Source organism: Aquimarina algiphila, from assembly GCF_007489275.1.
GTDB classification, from domain to species: Bacteria; Bacteroidota; Bacteroidia; order Flavobacteriales; family Flavobacteriaceae; genus Aquimarina; species Aquimarina algiphila.
In genome coordinates this window covers 1-22,836 of record NZ_VLNR01000061.1, presented here as the reverse complement: position 1 = coordinate 22,836, position 22,836 = coordinate 1, and the positions used below count along the sequence as shown (strand labels likewise).

The 22,836-nt window shown below is 32.9% G+C and carries 24 protein-coding genes; 18 read left to right on the top strand and 6 right to left on the bottom strand.

Annotated elements, in window-relative coordinates; all coding sequences use genetic code 11:
• Positions 1 to 97 precede the first annotated feature (97 nt).
• Positions 98 to 1,123, bottom strand: a complete 1,026-nt coding sequence (locus FOF46_RS22860; protein WP_109439016.1) for a glutamine synthetase beta-grasp domain-containing protein — start codon at positions 1,121 to 1,123, stop codon at positions 98 to 100.
• Positions 1,124 to 1,343: 220 nt separating this feature from the next.
• Here FOF46_RS22860 and FOF46_RS22855 point away from each other — a divergent pair, with 220 nt between their 5' ends.
• The 8 genes from FOF46_RS22855 to FOF46_RS22820 all read left to right on the top strand — a co-directional run bounded on the left by FOF46_RS22855 (position 1,344) and on the right by FOF46_RS22820 (position 11,502).
• Entirely contained in the window at positions 1,344 to 3,530 is a 2,187-nt protein-coding gene (locus tag FOF46_RS22855; protein ID WP_143918053.1) for a glutamine synthetase III family protein, read from the top strand.
• A 331-nt stretch (positions 3,531 to 3,861) separates the two neighbouring features.
• Positions 3,862 to 5,391 carry a hypothetical protein gene (locus tag FOF46_RS22850; protein ID WP_143918052.1) on the top strand — a complete coding sequence of 510 codons (1,530 nt, stop codon included), beginning with the start codon at positions 3,862 to 3,864 and terminating at the stop codon, positions 5,389 to 5,391.
• Between the two features lie 95 nt (positions 5,392 to 5,486).
• Complete coding sequence (locus FOF46_RS22845; protein WP_143918051.1) at positions 5,487 to 6,008, top strand: hypothetical protein; 522 nt, start codon at positions 5,487 to 5,489, stop codon at positions 6,006 to 6,008.
• 22 nt (positions 6,009 to 6,030) lie between these two features.
• Entirely contained in the window at positions 6,031 to 6,756 is a 726-nt protein-coding gene (locus FOF46_RS22840; protein ID WP_109439012.1) for a CsgE family curli-type amyloid fiber assembly protein, read from the top strand.
• A gap of 141 nt (positions 6,757 to 6,897) precedes the next feature.
• Positions 6,898 to 7,305 (top strand): curli production assembly/transport component CsgF, encoded by a 408-nt coding sequence (locus FOF46_RS22835; protein ID WP_143918050.1) that lies wholly within the window; start codon positions 6,898 to 6,900, stop codon positions 7,303 to 7,305.
• Between the two features lie 6 nt (positions 7,306 to 7,311).
• The gene (locus FOF46_RS22830) at positions 7,312 to 8,697 is read left to right on the top strand and encodes a CsgG/HfaB family protein (RefSeq protein ID WP_109439010.1); all 1,386 of its coding nucleotides are present in this window, start codon (positions 7,312 to 7,314) and stop codon (positions 8,695 to 8,697) included.
• A 6-nt stretch (positions 8,698 to 8,703) separates the two neighbouring features.
• Positions 8,704 to 10,194, top strand: a complete 1,491-nt coding sequence (locus FOF46_RS22825) for a carboxypeptidase-like regulatory domain-containing protein (RefSeq protein WP_143918049.1) — start codon at positions 8,704 to 8,706, stop codon at positions 10,192 to 10,194.
• 126 nt (positions 10,195 to 10,320) lie between these two features.
• Positions 10,321 to 11,502 (top strand): AIR synthase related protein, encoded by a 1,182-nt coding sequence (locus tag FOF46_RS22820; protein ID WP_109439008.1) that lies wholly within the window; start codon positions 10,321 to 10,323, stop codon positions 11,500 to 11,502.
• Here the strand turns inward: FOF46_RS22820 and FOF46_RS22815 are convergent, their stop codons facing one another.
• Positions 11,503 to 11,991: a peptide-methionine (S)-S-oxide reductase gene (locus tag FOF46_RS22815; RefSeq protein WP_143918048.1), complete on the bottom strand. Its 489-nt coding sequence runs from the start codon at positions 11,989 to 11,991 to the stop codon at positions 11,503 to 11,505.
• Positions 11,992 to 12,129: 138 nt separating this feature from the next.
• Between FOF46_RS22815 and FOF46_RS22810 the strand changes: the two genes are divergently transcribed.
• Together FOF46_RS22810 and FOF46_RS22805 are read left to right on the top strand one after the other, a co-directional pair.
• The gene (locus tag FOF46_RS22810; RefSeq protein WP_109439006.1) at positions 12,130 to 13,239 is read left to right on the top strand and encodes a hypothetical protein; all 1,110 of its coding nucleotides are present in this window, start codon (positions 12,130 to 12,132) and stop codon (positions 13,237 to 13,239) included.
• Between the two features lie 137 nt (positions 13,240 to 13,376).
• Positions 13,377 to 14,936, top strand: a complete 1,560-nt coding sequence (locus tag FOF46_RS22805) for a peptide MFS transporter (RefSeq protein WP_143918047.1) — start codon at positions 13,377 to 13,379, stop codon at positions 14,934 to 14,936.
• A gap of 15 nt (positions 14,937 to 14,951) precedes the next feature.
• Here FOF46_RS22805 and FOF46_RS22800 read toward each other — a convergent pair whose 3' ends face one another.
• Both FOF46_RS22800 and FOF46_RS22795 read right to left on the bottom strand, forming a co-directional pair.
• Entirely contained in the window at positions 14,952 to 15,149 is a 198-nt protein-coding gene (locus FOF46_RS22800) for a hypothetical protein (protein ID WP_143918046.1), read from the bottom strand.
• Between the two features lie 97 nt (positions 15,150 to 15,246).
• Positions 15,247 to 15,648, bottom strand: coding sequence for a hypothetical protein (locus FOF46_RS22795; RefSeq protein WP_143918045.1), 402 nt, complete (start codon positions 15,646 to 15,648; stop codon positions 15,247 to 15,249).
• 117 nt (positions 15,649 to 15,765) lie between these two features.
• On the opposite strand from FOF46_RS22795, the gene prfA reads away from it, so the two are divergent.
• A complete protein-coding gene (gene prfA / locus FOF46_RS22790; protein WP_109439003.1) occupies positions 15,766 to 16,842 on the top strand; it encodes a peptide chain release factor 1 in 1,077 nt (358 codons plus the stop codon).
• A 79-nt stretch (positions 16,843 to 16,921) separates the two neighbouring features.
• Here prfA and FOF46_RS22785 read toward each other — a convergent pair whose 3' ends face one another.
• On the bottom strand, positions 16,922 to 17,890 hold the full coding sequence (locus FOF46_RS22785; RefSeq protein ID WP_143918044.1) for a glycoside hydrolase family 5 protein: 969 nt from the start codon (positions 17,888 to 17,890) through the stop codon (positions 16,922 to 16,924).
• Between the two features lie 774 nt (positions 17,891 to 18,664).
• On the opposite strand from FOF46_RS22785, the gene FOF46_RS33110 reads away from it, so the two are divergent.
• The 3 genes from FOF46_RS33110 (at position 18,665) to FOF46_RS22775 (ending at position 20,224) form a co-directional block, all read left to right on the top strand.
• On the top strand, positions 18,665 to 18,829 hold the full coding sequence (locus FOF46_RS33110; protein ID WP_420885152.1) for a thermonuclease family protein: 165 nt from the start codon (positions 18,665 to 18,667) through the stop codon (positions 18,827 to 18,829).
• A 439-nt stretch (positions 18,830 to 19,268) separates the two neighbouring features.
• Entirely contained in the window at positions 19,269 to 20,006 is a 738-nt protein-coding gene (locus FOF46_RS22780) for a hypothetical protein (protein WP_143918043.1), read from the top strand.
• Positions 20,003 to 20,224 (top strand): hypothetical protein, encoded by a 222-nt coding sequence (locus FOF46_RS22775; protein WP_143918042.1) that lies wholly within the window; start codon positions 20,003 to 20,005, stop codon positions 20,222 to 20,224. Before FOF46_RS22780 ends, FOF46_RS22775 begins: the two co-directional genes overlap by 4 nt.
• Here FOF46_RS22775 and FOF46_RS22770 read toward each other — a convergent pair.
• Positions 20,214 to 20,567, bottom strand: a complete 354-nt coding sequence (locus FOF46_RS22770; RefSeq protein ID WP_143918041.1) for a hypothetical protein — start codon at positions 20,565 to 20,567, stop codon at positions 20,214 to 20,216. The genes FOF46_RS22775 and FOF46_RS22770 overlap by 11 nt on opposite strands.
• Before the next feature lie 292 nt (positions 20,568 to 20,859).
• On the opposite strand from FOF46_RS22770, the gene FOF46_RS22765 reads away from it, so the two are divergent.
• The 4 genes from FOF46_RS22765 to FOF46_RS22750 all read left to right on the top strand — a co-directional run bounded on the left by FOF46_RS22765 (position 20,860) and on the right by FOF46_RS22750 (position 22,694).
• The gene (locus FOF46_RS22765; RefSeq protein WP_143918040.1) at positions 20,860 to 21,099 is read left to right on the top strand and encodes a hypothetical protein; all 240 of its coding nucleotides are present in this window, start codon (positions 20,860 to 20,862) and stop codon (positions 21,097 to 21,099) included.
• Between the two features lie 41 nt (positions 21,100 to 21,140).
• Complete coding sequence (locus FOF46_RS22760) at positions 21,141 to 21,692, top strand: hypothetical protein (RefSeq protein ID WP_143918039.1); 552 nt, start codon at positions 21,141 to 21,143, stop codon at positions 21,690 to 21,692.
• A gap of 14 nt (positions 21,693 to 21,706) precedes the next feature.
• Positions 21,707 to 21,961: a hypothetical protein gene (locus tag FOF46_RS22755; RefSeq protein WP_143918038.1), complete on the top strand. Its 255-nt coding sequence runs from the start codon at positions 21,707 to 21,709 to the stop codon at positions 21,959 to 21,961.
• 259 nt (positions 21,962 to 22,220) lie between these two features.
• Positions 22,221 to 22,694 carry a hypothetical protein gene (locus FOF46_RS22750; RefSeq protein ID WP_143918037.1) on the top strand — a complete coding sequence of 158 codons (474 nt, stop codon included), beginning with the start codon at positions 22,221 to 22,223 and terminating at the stop codon, positions 22,692 to 22,694.
• Positions 22,695 to 22,836 lie beyond the last annotated feature (142 nt).

The following is a 22,836-nucleotide window of genomic DNA, read 5'->3' as shown; positions in this document are numbered from 1 at the left end:
CTTTGTTTTATAGATAGTATAAAAAAACACCTCTGAAAGAATTTCAGAGGTGTTTTTAGCGTTTAACCAACATAATGTTAGTTACTATAATACATTATTAAGCTAGCATAGCGGTAACGTCTGCTGTTTTTACAGTCTTTACAATTCTTGCAGCAATTTTATAAGGATCACCATTAGAAGCAGGACGACGATCTTCTAACCAACCTTTCCATCCGTTTTCTACAGTAATAATAGGAATTCTTATCGAAGCTCCTCTATCCGATACTCCGAAAGAGAATTCATGGATAGATTGTGTTTCGTGATCTCCTGTTAATCTTTGGTCATTAAACTCACCATAAACAGCAATATGTTCTTTGGTAACAGGTCTAAATGCTTCACAAATAGTTTCGTATACTTCTTTAGAACCACATGTTCTTAATACTTCGTTAGAGAAGTTAGCGTGCATACCAGAACCGTTCCAGTCCCCTTTAATTGGTTTTGGATGGTATTCAATATAGTATCCGTATTGCTCAGTAAGACGATCTAATAAATATCTTGCAATCCATATTTCATCTCCTGCTTTTTTCGCTCCTTTAGCAAACAATTGAAACTCCCATTGTCCACTTGCAACTTCCTGATTGATTCCTTCAAAATTAAGACCAGCAGCTATACATAGATCAGCATGTTCTTCAACAAAATCTCTTCCGTGAGTGTTTTTTCCACCAACAGAACAGTAATACATACCTTGAGGTCCAGGGTAACCACCTACAGGGAATCCTAGAGGTAATTGTGTAGCAGAATCCATGATAAAGTACTCTTGCTCAAAACCAAACCAAAAATCATTATCATCATCATCGATTGTAGCTCTTGCATTAGATTCGTGAGGTGTTCCATCTGCATTTAACACTTCAGTCATTACTAAGTAACCATTGTTTCTTGAAGGGTCAGGGTAGATAGCTACAGGTTTTAACAAGCAATCAGAAGAACCACCTTCTGCTTGTTTTGTAGAACTACCATCAAAAGACCACATAGGGCAATCTTCAAGCTTACCGCTAAAATCTTCTTCAACTTTTGTTTTACTTCTTAGATTAGCAGTTGGCTTGTAACCATCTAGCCAGATATATTCTAATTTAGCTTTACTCATAATTAACACTTTATAAATTGAACTCTATATAGTTGACAAATTTAGCTTTCTTTTTTATAAACATAAAAAAACAGGGGGGTAAAGTTAGTTTTTAGTCCAAATTTTATTAATACCCTACTTTTTTATAGGGTATTTTCTATTTTTTTTAATTTTTAAACAGCATTATTTTAATATTAACAATAAAAACTTCTTCTATATTTGCAGTAAAATTTACTCAATTATGTCAACACTAAGATTTCAAGCGCTAAAAGAGACGTTAAATCGTAGTTCTGTGGTAGTTAAAGAAACTGAACGCAGATCTGTATTGTTTGGTGAACATGTATTTAATCAAACAACGATGCTTCAATACTTAACCAAAGATTCCTATAATAGTGTTATGGATGCTATAGAAAATGGTTCCAAGATTGATAGAAGAGTAGCGGATCAGATAGCATCAGCGATGAAAGAATGGTCATTGTCTAAAGGCGTAACGCACTATACACATTGGTTTCAGCCATTAACTGGCGCTACTGCAGAAAAACATGATGCCTTTTTTGAAACAATAGGTAACGGACAAGGAATGGAAAAATTTGGTGGAGGGCAATTAGTGCAACAAGAACCTGACGCTTCTTCTTTTCCAAATGGTGGTATTCGAAATACTTTTGAAGCTAGAGGGTATACTGCATGGGATCCAACCTCTCCAGCATTTATCTATGGTACCACATTGTGTATTCCTACAGTTTTTGTAGCCTATACAGGAGAAGCCCTTGATTATAAAACACCTTTATTGAGAGCTTTACATGCTGTTGATGTAGCTGCTACAGCTGTAGCTAAATACTTTGATAAAAATGTAAAAAAAGTAAATGCCTCACTTGGATGGGAACAAGAATATTTTTTAATCGATAGTGCATTAGCATATTCCAGACCTGATATTTTGATGACAGGAAGAACACTTCTTGGTCATTCCTCTGCAAAAGGACAACAATTAGATGATCATTATTTTGGAAGTATCCCTACAAGAGCCCTTGATTATATGAGGGATTTAGAAACAGAATGTATGCTTTTGGGAATTCCCGTAAAAACACGTCATAATGAGGTGGCTCCTAATCAATTCGAATTGGCGCCGATATATGAAGAAACTAATCTGGCAGTTGATCATAATTCTTTGGTAATGGATGTTATGGATAAGGTGGCTGCAAGACATCAATTAAAGGTGCTACTGCATGAAAAACCATTTGCAGGGGTTAATGGGTCTGGTAAACATAATAACTGGTCTTTGTCAACCAATACTGGCGTAAATCTATTAGGGCCGGGAAAAACACCAATGAGTAATCTTCAGTTTTTAACATTTTTTATTAATACCATAAAGGCAATTAATGAAAATGAAGAATTGATGAGGGCTGGAATTGCTTCAGCCAGTAATGATCATCGCTTAGGTGCTAACGAAGCTCCACCAGCTATTATGTCTGTATTCATAGGAGAACAATTAACATCTGTATTAAAAGAATTAGAAGGCGTTACAGATGGTAAATTATCTCCTCAGGAAAAAACAGATTTGAAGTTGAATGTAGTAGGGAAAATACCCGAGATATTACTGGATAATACAGATCGAAACAGAACCTCCCCTTTTGCATTTACTGGTAATAAGTTTGAATTTAGAGCGGTTGGGTCCAAAGCTAATTGCGCAAACCCAATGACGATTTTAAATACAATTGTAGCCAAACAGCTTTTAGATTTTAAAAAAGAAGTAGATGCTTTGGTTGATAAGAAAGGATTGAAAAAAGATGAAGCTATTTTTAATGTATTACGAGAATATATAAAGAAGTCTAAAAACATACTTTTTGAAGGAAATGGATATAGTGAAGAATGGGAAAAAGAAGCAAAAAAGAGAGGACTTAGTAATAATAAAACTACTCCCGAAGCATTAAAAGCAAAAGTTTCTAAAAAAAACCTGGAGCTTTTTGAAAAAATGGGGGTTATGAATAAGATCGAAGCAGAAGCTCGTTATGAAATTGAAGTAGAGGAATATGTAATGCGTATTCAAATTGAAGGACGTGTTCTAGGAGATATTGCTAGAAATCATGTAATTCCTACCGCAATACGTTATCAGAATATGTTGATCAATAATGTATCTGGTTTAAAAGAATTATATGGAAAAGACTTTAAAAAATATGCTAAGGAACAGATGGGGATAATAGAAGAAATTTCTGATTATATAGGTAAAATTAATACTAAGGTTAATGATATGACCGAAGAACGTAGAAAAGCAAACAACCTCGAAGATTTAGAGAAAAAAGCTTCTGATTATTGTAATATAGTAAAGCCAATTTTTGATGAGATTAGATATAGCTGTGATAAATTAGAGTTATTGGTTGATGACGAATTATGGCCTCTTACAAAGTATAGAGAACTCCTTTTTACACGGTAGGTAAGAATTATCTTACGAGTTGTTTTTTTAAGATAATTTTAATGAAAAGTTAACTTTTGTCAAACCCTTTAAAAGCCATAGAAAGCTGATTTTCTATGGTTTTTTAATATGTATTTCATCGAATAGTTAAAGAATCCGTAAAAATAGCCTTAATATTTTTCTAAATTTGTTGATATCGAAAATTACAGCAAATCGTTTGATTGTACCCCTTAGAGTCCCAAAATACACTTTTTACCGATAGCTTAATGGATTAGATTCTTCTAATCCCATCGGTCTTATGCTGTAATTTTTATAGAATAGAACACATTAATCATTTTAATATATATTACGTATGAAAAAAGTAGTTTTTAGTCTGGCAGCTTTATTAAGTGCCACAGCAATGGTTGCGCAATCAAACAATAGTAATGTCAGTCAAACGGGAGTAGACAATATTGCTACAATTACTCAAGTTGGAACTTCAAACTCTTCTCTAACGAACCAGGAAGGGTTAGCCAATAATGCAGAAGCTATCCAAGGTAGTGCAGATTTTAATTCAAGAAATGGTATCGTCGAACAATCTCAGAATGGAGATAAAAATTCTGCTTTTGCTCAACATGAAGAAGATGCAAACCAAGTAAGCCAAGTACAGGCTGGAAATGGTAACTCTGCAAGAGCTACTCAGAATTTAGCATTTACAGGAGGAGGTAATTTAGCTATTCAAATTCAGGAAGGTAATGCGAATACCGCTACTATATCTCAGGAAGGTATTACAAATTCTGCTTTTCAAGCCCAATTTGGTGACGATAACACTGGAACTTCTTCACAAGAAGGAATAGACAACTTTAGTGAACTTCAGCAAGAGGGAACTTTTAATACTGCGTCTATTGCTCAGGTTGGTAATGAAAATATTTCAATACAATCACAAATTGGAGATGCTAATATGGCAACTGCAGAACAATGGGGACCTGCTAATTCTGTTCGTCAGGATCAAGAAGGTGGTGGAAACACGGCAACATCATTACAAGGAAGTGCTACTTTTGATTCTAGAGGAGGAAGAGTAGAGCAAGTACAAATCGGAGACGAAAATAATGCATTTGCTAATCATGAAGAAGATAGTAATGTAATTCAGCAAGGTCAAGAAGGAGATTCTAATGATGCAAGTGCAGAGCAAAATTTAGGTTCTTTTGGAGGCGAAAATGTAGCAGTCCAAGTACAAACAGGAAACGGAAATAGCGCTGTTGGTTCTCAAAACGGAAGTAATAATAGTTTAAGTCAAACACAGACCGGTGATGAAAACCAAGCATCATCAACGCAATCTGGAACTGACAATATAGCTACTCAAACACAATTAGGTAATGGAAACAGTGCAGTTGCTGAGCAAGGAGGGCTTTTCTTTACATCAAGAGGAGGGGCGATAACTCAAACTCAAATTGGTAATGGTAACGAAGCATTTGGAAGACATGAAGAAGATAATAACTCTATCGTTCAAACTCAATTAGGAGATAGAAACAGTGCTTCTGCTACTCAGAACATAGCATTCTTTGGAGGTGAGAATAGAACAAGTCAGTTTCAATTAGGAAATGGTAATGTTGCAGAAGGTTCGCAAGAAGGAGTTACTGGTGTTGCTGGTGAATTAAATTCTATTATTCAATTTCAACTTGGAGATCAAAACTTTGCTGCTTCAGCTCAAAATGGAGCTAGTAATGTAAGTGATATTTTCCAAAGTGGAAATGAGAATGTTGCAGAAGATACTCAAATAGGAATTGGTAACAATACTTTTGTAACTCAAATAGGAGATGGTCACATGAGTACAATTCTTCAAAATGGAACTAATAATTCTGCTGTAGTCACTCAAAGTGGTTCAGGAGGAGGAGCTCGTTAATAAATAGAGATTATATTGTTTTAACGATCTTTATAGGAGTTATGCTTAATACCATATTAAGCATAACTCTTTATTGATTTTCTAAATTCTGAAAGATGAATAACACTAGTTTTATAAAAGTATTACTATTTTTTATTGTTCTTTCTTCTTCTGTGTCCTATGCACAGGATATAAAAGAAGAAGATCAGTTTTTTGGTAGTGACAAAGATAAATTTATTACGTTATCTCAAGTCAATAATACCTTGTCCCAAACTGAGGATAGGGCATCTGTTTCTAATGGAATAAATGCAGTCTTTATTCAACAAATAGGAGCTAGTAATGTAATACTGTCAAATATTAATGCAGAATCTTCGGATATAAAAATTATCCAAAATGGAGATGATAATAGAGTAGAAATAAATGAATCTTCAAGAGATATAAACAAGATAATTACTCAAACTGGAAATAATAATGCCGTGATCGATTTTTCCTTTAATCCTGATATATCAACAAACTTAGAACTCATTCAGGAAGGAAATAATTTAATTTTTGAAAGATTTGGTAGTAATGAATTGTCAAAGAACTTAAAATTTAGGATGTCTGGTGATGCCAGAACAGTAATCATAAGAAGTTTTTAAGCATTCCCAATATATGTAAAGTATGAAATCAAGATTAGTCATACTTCTATCTTTGTTTTTTCAGGTTTCGGTTGCTCAGTTTACAAATACAGATGTAGTTGCTAAGATTAAAACTGAAACTGTTGATGGTGTTATTTCAGTAATAAGTACTGTAACTAATACTACAGAAGTTTATAAAAGTTTAAGGTACTCAGTCACGGCTTTTAAAACAGATGCTAATAATTTAGTTACCAAAAATGATCAAGAAGATAGATTTACTTTAGAAGCAAACGAAAGTAAAGAACTATCAAGAGGCATTGTTAATATCACACAAAATGATAAGTTAGTAGTATTGTTACTAATTTATGAAGAAGATAAAATCATTGGTAAAGATAGGATAGGATTTAATGAAGAGGCGCATCAAAAAACTGAAAAAATTGAAGACGAATCATCAGATGATGGAATCGTATTAAAAGGGATTGTTGTAGAAGAAACAAAAACAAAACCAGGGAGAGATTTTTATGAATTTTTTTATACTACATATACCTTAGCACAAATAAATGGAAACAAAGTCGTTGGAGTCTTTGAAAAATTAAGTTTTGGACGTAGTACCATTATTCAGGTAAAAATAGAAGATAACGTTATTCATGAATTTTTGGGGAAACCAGATTTAGAGTATTTAGAACAAATGTCGAAAATTGCGATTCGTAAAGTGTATAAATATTTTAAAGACCTGAAAAAACAGAAAAACGATATTTTTCAATATTAAAATAGTCAGGATAGAATGAACATTAAAAAATTAATCTTTTCTTGTAAAAGCAAATGATTAAGATTTTTGAAGAGAGAATAAAACCTAGTAAAGTTGTATAGGCATTCTCAGTTTTTCAATTAAATATAAAATTTTAAACGTGTGAAATCAATTACAATAACAATATTTCTTGTTTTTTCGATATGTAGTTTTTCCTTTGGACAAGATTTGGTGTATAGACCTGTAAACCCTGCATTTGGAGGGGATACATTTAATTATCAATGGTTACTCAGTTCTGCAGAAGCTCAAAATAAATTTACAGATGATAATAATTCATCAAGGGACCAAAGATCTGATTTAGAGGGATTCACAGAAAATCTTAATGGTCAATTATTGAATCAAATATCCAGAACATTATTTAATGAACAATTTGGTGAAGATGGTCTTACAGAAGGGACTTTCAATTTTGGGACATTATTTGTTGAGATCTTTCCATCAGGTGAAGGTTTGGTTATCAATATTTTAGATACAAGTACAGGAGATCAGTCCCAAGTAATAATTCCTAATTAAATTTTAATGTACAATAAATTTTATAATGTAATTGTAGTATGTTCTTGTGCGCTTTTTTTATCTGGATGCGGAACTTATTTTAACCAACCCATTACCATAGAAAGTGCCAGAATAGGAGAAGATACAGAAGTTACTAAAACACTAAGAGATTTTCCCTCGCCAGTAGAACCTTTGGTTGTCGGGGTGTATAAATTTAGAGATCAAACAGGTCAATACAAACCCACAGAAAGTGGAAATACTTTTAGTACAGCTGTTACTCAGGGAGCGACAACAATTTTAATTAAGGCTTTAGAAGACTCTAAGTGGTTTGTACCTATTGAAAGAGAAAATCTAAGCAATTTACTTAATGAGCGCAATATTATACGCTCTACCAGAAAAGAATATAGAAAAAATAAAAACCCAAACGAACCTCAGTTACCCCCTTTATTATATGCAGGCATTATTCTAGAAGGAGGTATAGTTTCTTATGATTCTAATATCATTACAGGAGGATTAGGAGCAAGGTATTTTGGAGTCGGAGCTTCTACACAATATAGACAAGATAGAATTACAATCTATTTACGAGCTGTTTCTACATCTAGTGGTAAAATTCTTAAAACTGTATATGTATCCAAAACAATCTTATCACAAGCACTAGATGCAAATTTCTTTAGATATGTGAGATTTAGAAGATTATTAGAAGCCGAAACCGGATTTACCAAAAATGAACCTGCACAGATGGCAGTTTCAGAGGCTATTGAAAAAGCAGTAGAATCTCTGATTGTTGAAGGTGTAGAGGATAAGTTATGGGAAGTTAATGCCGAACCTGAAGTTGTTGAGAATCTAGTAGAAAAATATAAGGCAGAGAAGAATGAAGCTCAAAATACAGCCTTATACGATCGATACTTTAAAGAAAGAAGATCTAAAACGAGTGTTTTTCTTAAAGGAGGTACTGCGCTCATTGGAGGAGATCTTAATAATCCAGAACTTACATATTCTGTAAAAGCAGGAGCAAGATGGTATTTTAACCCGTACCTCAACGTAAATTCGAGTATTAATAAATTTGAATTGACAAATGAAAACTCGTTTTCAAAAGGTTTTAATGCTATTGATCTAAATGCTGAATTAAGCTTGTTGCCATTCGAAAAACTATCGCCATTTCTATACGGGGGAATGGGAATTGTAAATGATGATGATTTTGATAATACATTGTTTAAACTCCAATATGGTGGAGGAATAGAGTATTTAGTTTCGGATAAAGTGGGTATTTCTCTAAGTGCTACTCATAATTTGGTGTTAAGTGATGAATTAGATAATATAGTTCAAGGAAAACGAGATGATCAGTATTTTAATTTTTCTTTAGGACTTAATTGGTACTTTGGTAATCCTGTTAAAAGGAAGAAAATAGAATAAAAACAGATGAAAGAATATATCATAAAAATAATAAGTGCTTTTGTTATTATTGTTACCGTTTCATGTAGCGAAGATACTATTGATTTAGAAGGACTCGGATCTGTAAAAGGAACAGTAGTCAGGAAAGGAACTAATGAGCCATTAGAGAATGTAAAAATATCAACTAATCCAGCTTCAAGTACAGTTTTTACAAATGCAGAAGGCGTTTATCAAATAGATAATATACCCTCGGGAGATTATTCTCTTTCTGCTCAGAGAGAAGGATTACTGGCAGTTTTTGAAGGGATTACAGTTTTGGCAGGTAATGAGATAGAAATTGTTTTTGAAATGGATATAGAAACAGCCACAAATCGACCTCCTACTGCCGCAACATTAGTAACCCCTGTAGATAATGCAGTTGATCTTCCTCTAGAGGTAAAGCTGGTTTGGAGTGCCAGTGACCCCGATGATGATACCATTACGTATACGGTAAGTTTAAGAAATGAAGAAAATGCTACCATAGAAACTTTTGAAAATATAACAGATACTACGTATACAGTTTCTGGACTTACATATGGATTAAAATATTTCTGGCAAGTAAGTGCTAGTGATGGTATTAATGCTACCGTAAACAGTACCACATTTGCCTTTGAGACTGCAAATGCACCAAATAATAGAATCGTTTTTACCAAATTAGTAGGAGGTAATAGTGTTATTTATTCTGCTGATGAAAGTGGTGGAACGCAAATTCCACTTACATCAGTTTCTAAAAATAGCTTTAGACCAAGAAGAAATGTAACTACAGGGAAAATAGCCTTTTTACAATCTGTCGGTTCACAAACACATTTGTTTACTATGAACGAGGATGGCTCAGATGTAGAGCAAGTGACTTCAACAATAGGAGTATCTGGATTTAATCTAGAAGAGATTGATTTCTCATGGGATGCTAATGGAGCCAAATTATTATTTCCAAATCAAGATAAATTATATTCTATAAATATTGATGGGAGTGGTTTGGTCTTAATCTATCAGACAACAGGAGATTTAATTACAGAAGTTGATAAAAATGAAAGTACCGGTATCATCGCTTTAAAGACGAATGACCTGGATGGATACTCGGTTCAGATTTTTACAATTAATGAAGCAGGAGTAGTGCAAAATACTGTGCTTACAGGAGAAAATGGGGCAGCAGGAAGTATAAATCTATCAGTAGATGGAAATCAATTGTTGTATAGCAGGGATATATCAGGTTCTGAAACCCCAACAAATTATAGACAATTAGATTCTCACGTATTTGTTTATAATTTTACTGCAATGACAAGTACAGATTTATCCACTGATAAACCAGCAGGCACGAATGATCTTGATGCACGTTTTTCGCCTAATGAAGCTAGTGTAATTGTGGTGAACACTTCAAATGATGGTATTTCAGCAAAAAATATTGTTACATTTTTAATTTCTGATCTCGACGATAGAACAACTATCATAGAAAAAGCAGCTATGCCAGATTGGGAATAACAACAATTCTAGAGTATCATAGCAAATTCCAAATCCTAAAAAAATATAGTAGGGTTTGGAATTTTGTATTTTCAATTTAGTCTATGAATTAAATTGAATTATCTTTGCGCTTTAATTTCCAATACAATGAGTCAAGAAGTAAGTAAACGTTATGCGCAACGTGGAGTTTCAGCTTCCAAAGAAGATGTGCATAGTGCAATTAAGAATATAGATAAAGGACTTTTTCCAAAAGCATTTTGTAAAATAGTTCCTGATTCCTTAACCGGGGATGAAGAGTATTGTTTGATTATGCATGCCGATGGAGCAGGGACCAAATCTTCTCTGGCATATATGTATTGGAAAGAAACAGGAGATGTTTCCGTTTGGAAAGGAATTGCACAAGACGCGTTGATCATGAATATTGATGACTTATTATGCGTGGGTGCTACAGACAATATTATGTTATCTTCTACTATCGGAAGAAATAAAAATTTAATTCCGGGAGAAGTAATTTCTGCAATTATTAATGGTACCGAAGAGTTGTTGGATGAACTTAAAGGTTTCGGAGTAGAAATTCATTCTACAGGAGGAGAGACAGCAGATGTTGGGGATTTGGTAAGAACAATTATAGTAGATTCTACCGTAACTGCTCGAATGAGACGTAAAGATGTAATTGATAATGCAAATATAAAAGCAGGTGACGTTATTGTGGGATTAGCTTCTTTTGGTCAAGCCAGCTATGAAAAAGAATACAATGGCGGTATGGGAAGCAATGGTTTAACATCTGCACGTCATGATGTGTTTAGTAAGGTGTTAGCAGAAAAATACCCTGAAAGTTTTGATCCTTCAGTTCCTAATGATTTAGTGTATTCTGGAAAAACAAACTTGACTGATGAGGTTAAAGATGCTCCAATAGATGCCGGTAAATTGGTATTGTCACCTACCAGAACTTATGCTCCTATTATTAAGAAAATCTTATCTCAATTTGATAGTAAAACGATACATGGGATGGTGCATTGCAGTGGAGGAGCACAAACTAAAATTCTACATTTTGTAGATAATCTTCATATTGTAAAAGACAATTTATTTGATGTACCTCCTCTTTTTAAATTAATTCAGGAAAACTCAGGGACTGATTGGAAAGAAATGTATCAGGTATTTAATATGGGGCATAGAATGGAAATATATGTTGCTCCTGAAATAGCAGAGGAAATTATAGCAATTTCTAAAAGCTTTAATGTAGATGCTCGTATTGTTGGAAGAGTAGAAGCTTCTGAAGAAAAAAAACTTACTATACAGAGTGAGTTTGGAGCGTATATTTATAGTTAACTATCGAATAACTTTAGCGTATTTTTCCTTTAAGAAATCCAATTTAGGATTGATGTATTTTTTACAAAAAGGCCTTTCAGGGTCATTTGTATAATAATCAAGTAATGCCGCCCTGGAGGATTGAAATTCTTGAAATTTTAGAGGTTTAGTTACTAATTGGTGATCAAATTCTTCTTGAAGCTGATTAAGAATGTGCTCTACATTTTGTTTTTTACTTTCTTCTAGATAATATATAGCACTTCTGTATTTTTCTCTAAAACTATGATTGGATGTGCTTTTATGAGTATATAAATGAATTTCAATGATATCCTTGAGAAGGATTTGCCCGGGATCAAAATACACAAGTACAGCTTCAGAGAAATAGTCATTTTCTCCATAACTTCTAATGTATCCTTGTTCTACTTTTAGAATACCTTTTAAAGATTGAAAAACTGCTTCTGTACACCAGTGACAACCACCACCTAATCCTATTTTTTGAAAACTCTTCATTGTATATATTGTCGTAAAAACATATAATTACTTAAAAAAGATTTTTCATTTTTAGAAATTTAAGAAGATTTAAAAACCTGAATATGCTTATTTTGGAAGATATGTGTACATTAGACATCGATAATTAGACTTCACTATATGTCAGATATTACTGAATTTTATAGCCTAGCTCATATCTGTATCTCTTTGATAGGAGGGATATTGTTGTTAGCAATCTGGTATAATATAAGAAAACGTTTCAAGCAATTTTTGGAAGAAGATGATTCACAAAAAAGAATAGATAAAGGCCTACTGTATTTAAGTTTAGCTCTTTTTATTTGGGTGTTTTCTGGTACATGGATCTATCTAGGTAATCTTTTATCTTTTGACACCACAATTATATTTGATGTAGGGTATAGCTTTTTTTCCGTTTTAAATACGCTTGCTTTGTTATTAGCATTATTTTATTTCGATTTTGCACCACGATTTTTATATAAAAACAGAAAAAATACCATTGTTTTAACCATTTTAATAATTGCTGTTTCTACAGTAACTTTTTTTTTGATTCAGGGGTATAAAGATAATCCAGTTGTAAACGGAATTCGTATAAGCGGAATTCCCGATTTAATTCTTTCATGTTTCTTAATGTATTTGTTAATAGTATCTTTTTATAAGACATTCATGAACAGAGATTTAAAGTTGGTTGCAATAATTTCTGTACTTGCTTTTTTGTTAATGTTGGTATCGCAAATGCCAGATGTATTCGTAGTTATGGATGATATATTATATGGACATTTGATAAAGATTATAGCCAAAACGACATTTATTTCAATTTTTCTGGTGTTAGCGACAAGTTGGGTAATTCAATTGGCATTAACACCAAAACCAAGTGAAATGACTATTAAATTTATGGATTGGTCATTGGTGAAAATGACAATTCCGTCTAAAGAAATCTATGATAAAACCATAGATTTTGGTTCCAAAACCACACAGTATAAAAATCTGTTGAAATTTGCTGTAAAACGAAAATACGAAATAGGGGATGGGCAATATTTATTAGTGAACTCTGGGGGAGAAATAAAAAGTCAAACCTATCTAAGTAGAATTATCGAGAATATCAATTCAATACTTCAATTAGAATCAATATCGCAATTAGAGAGAAAGGATTTATTCACTTTTATGGGACAGGGAAAATATAGACTTAGAGTGATTCCTGAGAATATAAGTATAGATGAAACACTCTTAGAAGAATTTAATAAAACCTGTTAAAAATATGAATTGTGATTATTTGTAATCAATTGTTTCAGAATCACAATTTAATATAAATTACTATTTTTTAGAACTTCATTTTTAGTTATCCAAAAACTATCCATGCTTTGTGTTTAATAATAATGTAAACACATAACATGAATTTAGATCACACTGTTGTAGATAAACAAGAAGTATTTGGACATCCAAAGGGACTATTGTACCTGTTTTTTGCCGAACTATGGGAACGGTTTTCATTTTATGGTATGAAAGCACTTCTAGTGTTGTATATGACAAAACACCTTCTGTATTCTGATGATAAATCGTTTGGTGTTATGGCCGCATATATGTCCTTGGTGTATGTAACTCCTATGATTGGAGGTATTATAGCAGATAGATATATTGGGTATAGAAAATCTATTATACTTGGAGGAGTTTTGATGGCTGCAGGGCATTTTTTTCTAACCATTGAACAGCCTGTGTTTTTCTATGGTTCACTAGGGCTTATAATCGTTGGTAATGGTTTTTTTAAACCTAATATTTCTACAATGGTAGGGACATTATATGAAGAAGGAGATAGAAGGAGAGATTCAGGGTTTACAATATTTTATTTAGGAATTAATCTTGGAGGAGCAATAGCGCCTCTATTATGTGCTTGGCTTGCAGAGTTGTATGGGTGGCATTACGGATTTTTATTAGCAGGGATTGGAATGTTGATAGGGTTATTAGTTTTTAAAAGAGGAACTCAATTAACCATATTTGGAGATAAAGGGTTAGTGCCAGATAAAAAAAAATATGAAAAGAAAATATACGGACTTAATAAAGGAGGGCGAATTTGGTTGATAGCATGGTTATCAGTTCCTTTGTTTGCTTTGATCATAAGGTTTAACGAGTTTGAACATTATTTGGTTTGGATTGCTTCTTTATTTTTGATTGGATATATTACATATATATTAATTAAAGTAAGCCTCAAAGAACGAAAAAGGTTATTAGTAGCAGTTTATTTTACAACTTTATATGCTTTATTCGCAGCTGTATTCGAACAAGCAGGAAGTTCACTTACCTTATTTGCGGATAGAAATGTAAATCTGATAGGGATTAACGCAGCTCAGACCAATAGTGTAAACTCCATCTGGATCGTAGTTTTAGCAGTTCCTTTTGCCATATTATGGACATTTCTAAGTAAGAAAAAAGCAAATCCCAATTCTGCTATTAAATTTGGCCTGGGAATGCTGTTTCTCGGACTGGGTTTTGTAGTTTTTGGAATGTCTGCACAAGGGGTCGATGAATATGCCAGAACACCAATGTTTTATCTCATTTTTGGATATCTGATATTAACCATAGGAGAACTGTTTTTATCTCCAATAGGACTTTCTAAAATCACAGAGTTATCTCCTGTGAAATATGTAACTTTTATTATGGGAGTTTGGTTTTCTGCTAATTTCTATGGACACTTTTTTGCTGGTAAAATAGCAAAGCTTACCACAGTAAAAGAAGGAGAGACTAGCATTTTTTCAAAAGGGTTTTCTGGAAAGATAAGTGAAGTTATTACCGGTTTATCAGGTGCTGTAACAGAAAATGGCCATACAGAAGCATTTCAGCAACTGTATTCTTATGTTTCAGTATATGCCAATTTTGGTGTTATTACTATTGTAATCGGAATAATTGCACTCGTAATTTCACCAATAATCAAAAAATTAATGGTTGGTATACATTAGAAGATGTTCCAAAAACTAGGAGTTGAGTTCTTCTCCTAGTTTTTTGGTTTTGATCATTGTATCTTCCTGTTTTTGTTCTACCAATTCAATAGTATGTTCATCATTAAATTTACCTTCTTTTTTGGTGAAAAATATAGGAATAGGAAGTAATGAGGCCATGATGATGAGTAGTATTAAAGCGGATCGTCTTACTAATTTTTTAAATTTTTTCATTTTCAATTCATTGAATATGTAAAGACATTTATCCCTCTATATGAGAAGTAAATGGTATTACTTGGTTATTAAAAAGAGTGTAGGCGGATAATGAGTATTATCCGATGATTAAATTGAAATGAAAAGGTTCTTCCTCGCTAAGTGTATAAGAATGAAATGAAGAACGAATTATTTTTTGTTTGTTAAACAAAGGAATAAAAGAGTATTGTTTTTTCTCTTTGGTTAAGTTAGCTCTGCTATGAGATAGAGATAACATCCTTAGATTTTTGTGTGAGATATAAGAAAAAACGTTGCTTTTTTTCTGATTAGTAGAAGGTTGAAAAGAAACAATGTTTTTATATAAAGAGTTTTCTTCTTTAGAAGACAGTAGTTCAATGGTTTCCTCAAACCTAACAGGCTCATTATAATTTGTATACCCTCCAATAGTTAATGCAAGAGTAAAAACCCATAGCCATTTAGTGGTCAAGAAACTTGAATATATCTTTATATGATTTTTCATGCTAGAACAAAAATACAATTTTTATGGAATAATATGATACTTAGATTCTTAGGCTCTGTATGCATTTTGGACAAAAAAGCTTACTTTTGTATCTTCTACAGACAGGAATAATGTACTATGATTGATAAATTAAATATTGTAAAGCAACGATTTGATGAAGTGAGTGATTTAATCATTCAACCAGATATTATTGCAGATCAAAAAAGATATATACAGCTTAATAAAGAGTATAAAGATCTCAAAGCATTAATGGATGAACGGGATCGCTATATAGAATTAACTAATAATCTTAAGGAAGCAGAAGAGATTATAGCAGACGGTAGTGATGCAGAGATGGTGGATATGGCAAAGATGCAATTGGAAGAAGCAAAAGAAGAATTACCTTCCTTAGAGGAGAAAATTCGTTTTATGTTAGTTCCTAAAGATCCCGAAGATGCTAAAAACTGTGTGGTCGAAATTCGAGCAGGAACAGGAGGGGATGAGGCAAGTATTTTTGCGGGAGATTTGTTTCGTATGTATACAAAATACTGTGAAGGTAGAGGATGGAGCACCAGTGTTGTTGATCTAAATGAAGGGACTAGTGGAGGTTATAAAGAAATTATTTTTGAAGTCAATGGAGAAGATGTGTATGGAACTTTAAAATTTGAAGCTGGAGTACATCGAGTACAACGTGTACCTCAGACAGAAACTCAAGGTCGAGTTCATACCAGCGCCGCAACAGTCATGGTTCTTCCAGAAGCTGAAGAATTTGATGTCGAACTGGATATGCAAGAAGTACGTATTGAACGTACAACTTCTACAGGTCCAGGAGGTCAATCGGTAAATACGACCTATTCTGCAATCAAATTACATCACGAACCAACAGGAATGATTGTAAGTTGTCAGGATCAGAAATCATCACATAAAAACCTTGAAAAAGCATTGAAAGTATTGCGTTCTAGGTTATATGACCTTGAATTAGAAAAGAAACAAGCGGCTGACTCTGAGAAAAGAAAGAGTATGGTGTCGTCTGGAGATCGTTCTGCAAAAATTAGAACGTATAATTATCCACAAGGTAGAGTAACTGATCACCGAATTGGTCTTACCTTATATGATCTAGGGAATATTATTGATGGAGATATCCAGAAAATAGTCGATGAACTTCAGTTAGTAGCAAATACAGAAAAACTGAAAGAGTCAGACGAAGTATTTTAGAAAAAAAATATTAAGAAAATAAAAAGCCTCATAAATTCTAAATTTATGAGGCTTTTAGGTTTAGTAAACAATATATTAATCAGGGGTTTTTAGTTTTTATTTCTTCTCTTACCATTGTACCCGAAATGGTTATTTGATCTTCTGTCCAACCACCAGTGCCACTTGCATTAGGTTTGAGTGCTGCAGAGGCTTCTTCTTTATCTGCAATAGACCAATTACACCATGATATTTTGTTTTGATCCATAAAGTCCCACCATGCTCTTGCTTCATTAGTATCAATAAAACCATTGCCACTAGCTTCAGTAACTCCATACTCTGTAACAAAAAGAGGGATACCATTATCTAGAGCTTTTTGCGCTTTATCTCTTAGGAATTGTTTATGAGTAGCAGCATAATAATGTAATGTATAGGCTACGTTAATATCATTTATAGTATTTCCGATAACTTCATCAACATCTTGAGACCATGTGCGCGTACCACAAATAATTAAGTTATCAGGATCATGTTTTCTAATTTCGGCAATTACTTGTTCATGATATGGCTTTAATACATCTTTCCAGGAAACGTTGAGAGGTTCATTATAGATTTCATAAATGATATTTGGGGTGCTACCATACTTTTGAGCAACTTCAGAGAAAAATACCTTAGCTTCTTCAAGATGATCCTCCGCGTGATGACTATGCCAATCTACAATAACATATATACCTTCTTCAATTGCGGCGTCAATAACAGTGTATACTTTTTGTTTTTCTGTTTCTTTATTAGAAAGATAACCATCAGTGTCTTCTACGCCCATAGCTGCTCTAACAATATTACATTTCCAGTCTTTTTTTAACCAGCTAATCGCTTCTTTGGTATAATATTGTCCCATCCATTGACTCCAGAATAAGGACATTCCCCTTAGTTGAACAGGGTTATTGTTTTTATCTACAATTTTGTTTCCAGAAGCTTGCAATAAGCCAAAAGAATCAATTGTAGATGTTGTGTCTCCTGTACCTTCATCACCACCTGTTTCATCAACCTCTGATTGATCAATGTCCTCGGGCATGTCTGAATCTGATTCACAAGATGTTATTATCGATATAATTAAAAAAACAGCTATGATACCTGGTTATTACTCTCATGTTTATGATTTTAAATAATAGTTGTATACTCTTAATATATAACGAAGGAATCTTAATTTTTGGTCTATCTATAAATAACAAAAGCCAAGATTGTTTCAATACTAGAACAACCTTAGCTAATAAATTCCTTTAAAAAAAACATTATTTTAATATATGAATTCAATAAAAGCGTAAAAACTTAATACAATTGTAAGTGATGTACCTTTGTATATATGATGAAGAAATGGTGATAAGCGATTAAATACGTTATCAAAAACAAGTATTTTTTTATAAAGACCTCGCAGATTTTTAAAACCTATTAGTATTTGCTATAATTTATTATTAAATATTTGTTTTTCAAACACTTAATAACAAATTACTTTCTAAAGGTTAAACATAGGTGAAACAAATGTTATTTTCTATGGGGTCTACCTATATGGGATTCTTTAAAACATTAATAAGATAGCTGAATATTTTAATTACTCCAAACAGTTTTTATAAAAACAATCTTTACTGATTTCTATCCACCAACCATCTAAAAACTCTCTAAATCCTTATTGTTTTACAAAAGACTTATTTTTTGATCGATAATGCCTGCCTATTTTGTTCCTTCTATTATGATAAGGGCGTTTTTTTAAAATAATTTAGTTCAAAAATACCATCATCAAAAAAAGAAATGAGTCTAGATATAAAAGAAGTGAGATGCTTTGTATACCTTCATGTATTATCAAACACATAATATCGAGAAAGACATAGACAAATATGGCCGTATTGTTGCATTCGTATTTCTGGATGATGAATCGGAAGTAAATCGACATCTCATTGAGGGAAATTTTACCTCAGAATATTGTTACTTTTCTAAGGGGTTTTATGGGTATTATTAAAGGCGATTTTTTATTCAGTAAAAAGGCATTCATTTAGTCATGATTTATGGTAAAACCATAATGTTATTACGCTATTAATGTATTGTGAGTCAATATATTAATATTAAATATTCATCAAATGAAACAAGGTTTTTTACCAAACTAGAATTTTGTTGAAAATTTCCCCGTTAAATGTACTTGTACAAAGCCTTATTTTTCTAAAAAAAGGTGCAAAATAACCACAAAAAAACAGAAAAAGAAATTATTTTTTTCACAAAGATAAACCTAGTTTTGCTTGAAAATCAGAAACTTACATCTGGTATTTTTTATATTAACATTTAAAACTATGAAGCGATGAATTTTAAAAAACGTGTTTTCTCAATTTCTTTTTTACTTTTAGCAGCACTATTTATTTCCTCTTGCACGGCAGAAAACATTGAGGAAGAATTAAGCCTCGAAAATGAGAAAGAAATACCCACTTACAAAACCAGTAAAGACGAGTTGGAAGAAAGGTAAATATGTTATCATTGCGCTTCTATTTTGTGCAATTGCTTTTACCCCATTAATTCATACGTTTTTATCGAAAAAAATTGATAGGACATACTCTATAGCTGATACCGAACTACATGAAGGTTTAAACATACTTGATGATACTTACGAAATTGAAATTACTGACGGTAAGGTAACTTGCTTCAGAGAATATGACTCTACTATAATTAATCGCGTCTTTGGTTGGAGCAACTGGAGGCGTTTTTTATTGGGGGGGTCTGGATATTTCTGTTTATTTTTCCTAACCCTTTTCTGTGTATGGATATTTACCTATAAAGATCGTGATGATGTTTTATTTCAAAAAACAGTGATCGTCGTACTTTCCTTTTTTGGATTGGTCTCTGGTTGGTTCACCATATATTCACTTTATCCGAAGCCAGACATTCCTTATGAAGCTTACTATATACTGTTATTCATTGGCTCTGTGTTGATTAATACTGCACTCTTTCTATTCATACGATGGGCTTATAAAAGACAGGACAAATTATCTGCAAAATTGACAAATGCAACTCGTAAAATACAACGCTTAACTCATTTGATATCGTTCCGAATATACGGGCGCTATGTGCAAACCAATGATAAAAAAGATTATCTCGAAGAGACATTGACCGAATACCACGAATTAAAAACTGAAAATGCTGCGGAATGAACAGGAAGGAAGCCAAAAAGATTAATCAAGAAATCCGTGAGTCAGGCATTATATCCAATGAGATATATGAGTTTCTGGAAAAAGAAATCGATTTGCTATTGGAAGAAGAACTAAGGGAAGAGAAATCACGGGTAAGGCATAAGATATCCGCTTTGTTCAATGATAACTATTTTCAGGCGTCTGACTTTTTTAAACAGTCACTCCAAATTAGCTATTAAGAAATTTTTCTAAGGCTTCTTTGCTGGACACAACTTCAGCTAATCTTCTAGCAACCTCTTTGTCAAGTATCTTGCTTATTTTAGGGTCTTTAAAGGCCAATTCTCTGTATTTGGGTTTGGAAAGAAAATTTGAAAACTCTTGCAACTGCCTTTTGACAGAATGATTATCATCCAATTCATCAATAAATAAAGGTTCCAACGCTTGTTTCTGGAGATTACTTAAACTTTTTCGAGTAACCGCCATCCGAAATGCATCAGCAGACATATTGATATGGCTTCCGATATCACCATATGATAAGCTGTTGTCCTTTTTATATAATTTTAGTAGTTCATAGAAATCCATTCACGAATTTTCATTTAAAAAAGTCCCCTAATAATTTTGTTAAAGCGAACAAATGTTCTATATTAGCCAAACAAATGTTCGGATCATTAGAATGGTCGCTAGCAAATGTAATTAAAAAATGGTCAATTTTGATGGAATGAGGTTGTTAGAATTTCCCCAAAATGACCAAAACGTCAGTAAATACATCGTCATAATATTTTACGGAATTCCGTAACGCCTATTAAATGGCACGTTTGAAGATTACCCCACAAGCTTTTGAACGTCATTTTATTGTTTTACATAAACACAAAAAATGGACGAGAAAGAAAAAGAAATATTAAAGGTAAAAACCAGAAGACGAAAAGTCACACATTATCTCAGAAAGAAGACAACATCATTGGATGTGAAGAAATCAATCAATATCCGTTATATGGAGAGGGTTTTGGGATTTAGAAAAGGACGGCTCCAGAAATTTGCTTCGGGTGTTGGAAAGTTAACAGATGATGAAATACTTTCAGTACATGAGCATTTAAAGAAATTAACTCGGTATTAATTATTTGTAGATACGATTACAACCCAAAATAATATACTACTATGACAGAAAATGTAGAACTCAATAAGAAGCGTAACGAGTTTCTAGCTCCAATTATTGAATCTATTCAGCTTGAAATAGATGAGTTTATGATTCGTATAGCCAATAAAGAATGTCATGAAATGATGATATACCGTTGGGCCATTCGATTATTTGAAAGAGGCACTTCGTCTGACTATGCTATTGGCGTAATTCATAGAGCTAGGCGTTTTGTACTCATCAATAAAACGGATAAATATCCTCCCAAACAACCTTTACGAACACTGCAAAAAATCTCAGAGATATTGAATCATCACCCCAAGTATATAGCGTTGGATGATTATGCGAAGACCATTGTTCAAAATGACATTATTGAGGCCGTTTTAAACGATAATCCTAGGATAAAAGCTGTAGAGGAAGCACTTCAAACAAAAAATTTCAACCTAGATATAGAAGTAGAACATAAACCACTAACCATTATCCATGTGCTAGCTACTAAAGTGATGAATTTTGCCAGAAAATGCAGGCTAAAACAATCGTGGAGAAATACATTGAATCACTTATATACACCTTAATAAAAAACCACCATATGGACCCTATTTTATTTACCACGAAATCAAAAACACAACAGTTCTTCCAGTTTGAAAAATATGTTTGTTCTTACTTAGGTATCGACCAATGCCATTTTCAAATCTATACGCGACACCATAAAGGATATGCACTCTTGTTACGTAATTGGATACGAGAATCGCATGATAAAGGAATGACCGCCAAGGAAGTTGCCAAAACGATTAGAAGCTCCAAATTGATCAGAGATGAAATGATCTTATTTTGCGTAAAATAGTCTAGAAAAGCGTAATAATCAAAAGTGTTTGTGAAGTGAGTATGGAGACAATTAGATCAGATATTTTAATTTGAGTTTTATGTAGTCCCCAGAAGATATCAGGTACTTCATTTAAATTAAATATACACCCCAATGTAATGAGGTACCATGATGTCTTTGCTAAAATGACACATACAAAATACTCTACTCCAGGTAACATTTTTATTTTTTAAGACATACATAGTATCAACCATCAACAAATAACGAACAACCAATACATATGATCACCTATCAGGAAAAAATAGTACAACACATTACCAGGCAATTTGACGGGATGTCCAAAATAGAAGTATATGACATTTTACAAAAAATTGAAACTTTACTATTTGAGCATGAATCCCCACTAGAATTCAAAGCAATAGAAAAAACACTAGAAAAACAGTCCATAAAAAACATACTGCCTTTAGGCAGCAGTGCATATTGTTATTTAGTAGATCATAGCCCGTATCTCGATCTATATAAAATCAAATCATTAATTCCTGACTTTTTAGGAGGGGAGAAACTGTATTTTACCATTCCGGGACAATACGAGTTTATTCATTATGACAACAGAAATATAGAAGAAACTTTTTCTAATATGCACCTGGGGTCTATAGTATCGCATTTTTTAAAACATAATCATGCAAAAAAACGAAACCCTAAGACCAAACGACTCTTACTATTGGAGTTGTTTGACAAGATTGACCCAGGATAATTTTGTGTACTACCCCCCGATTTCAAATCTACAATGTTTAATTCGCCCCTTCTTACTTATGTCTATTGGCAATCACATTTTAAAACTCAATTAGTATCTAACCCTTTTATTCACAAGCTATGAATGCTGCACTAAAACAAAT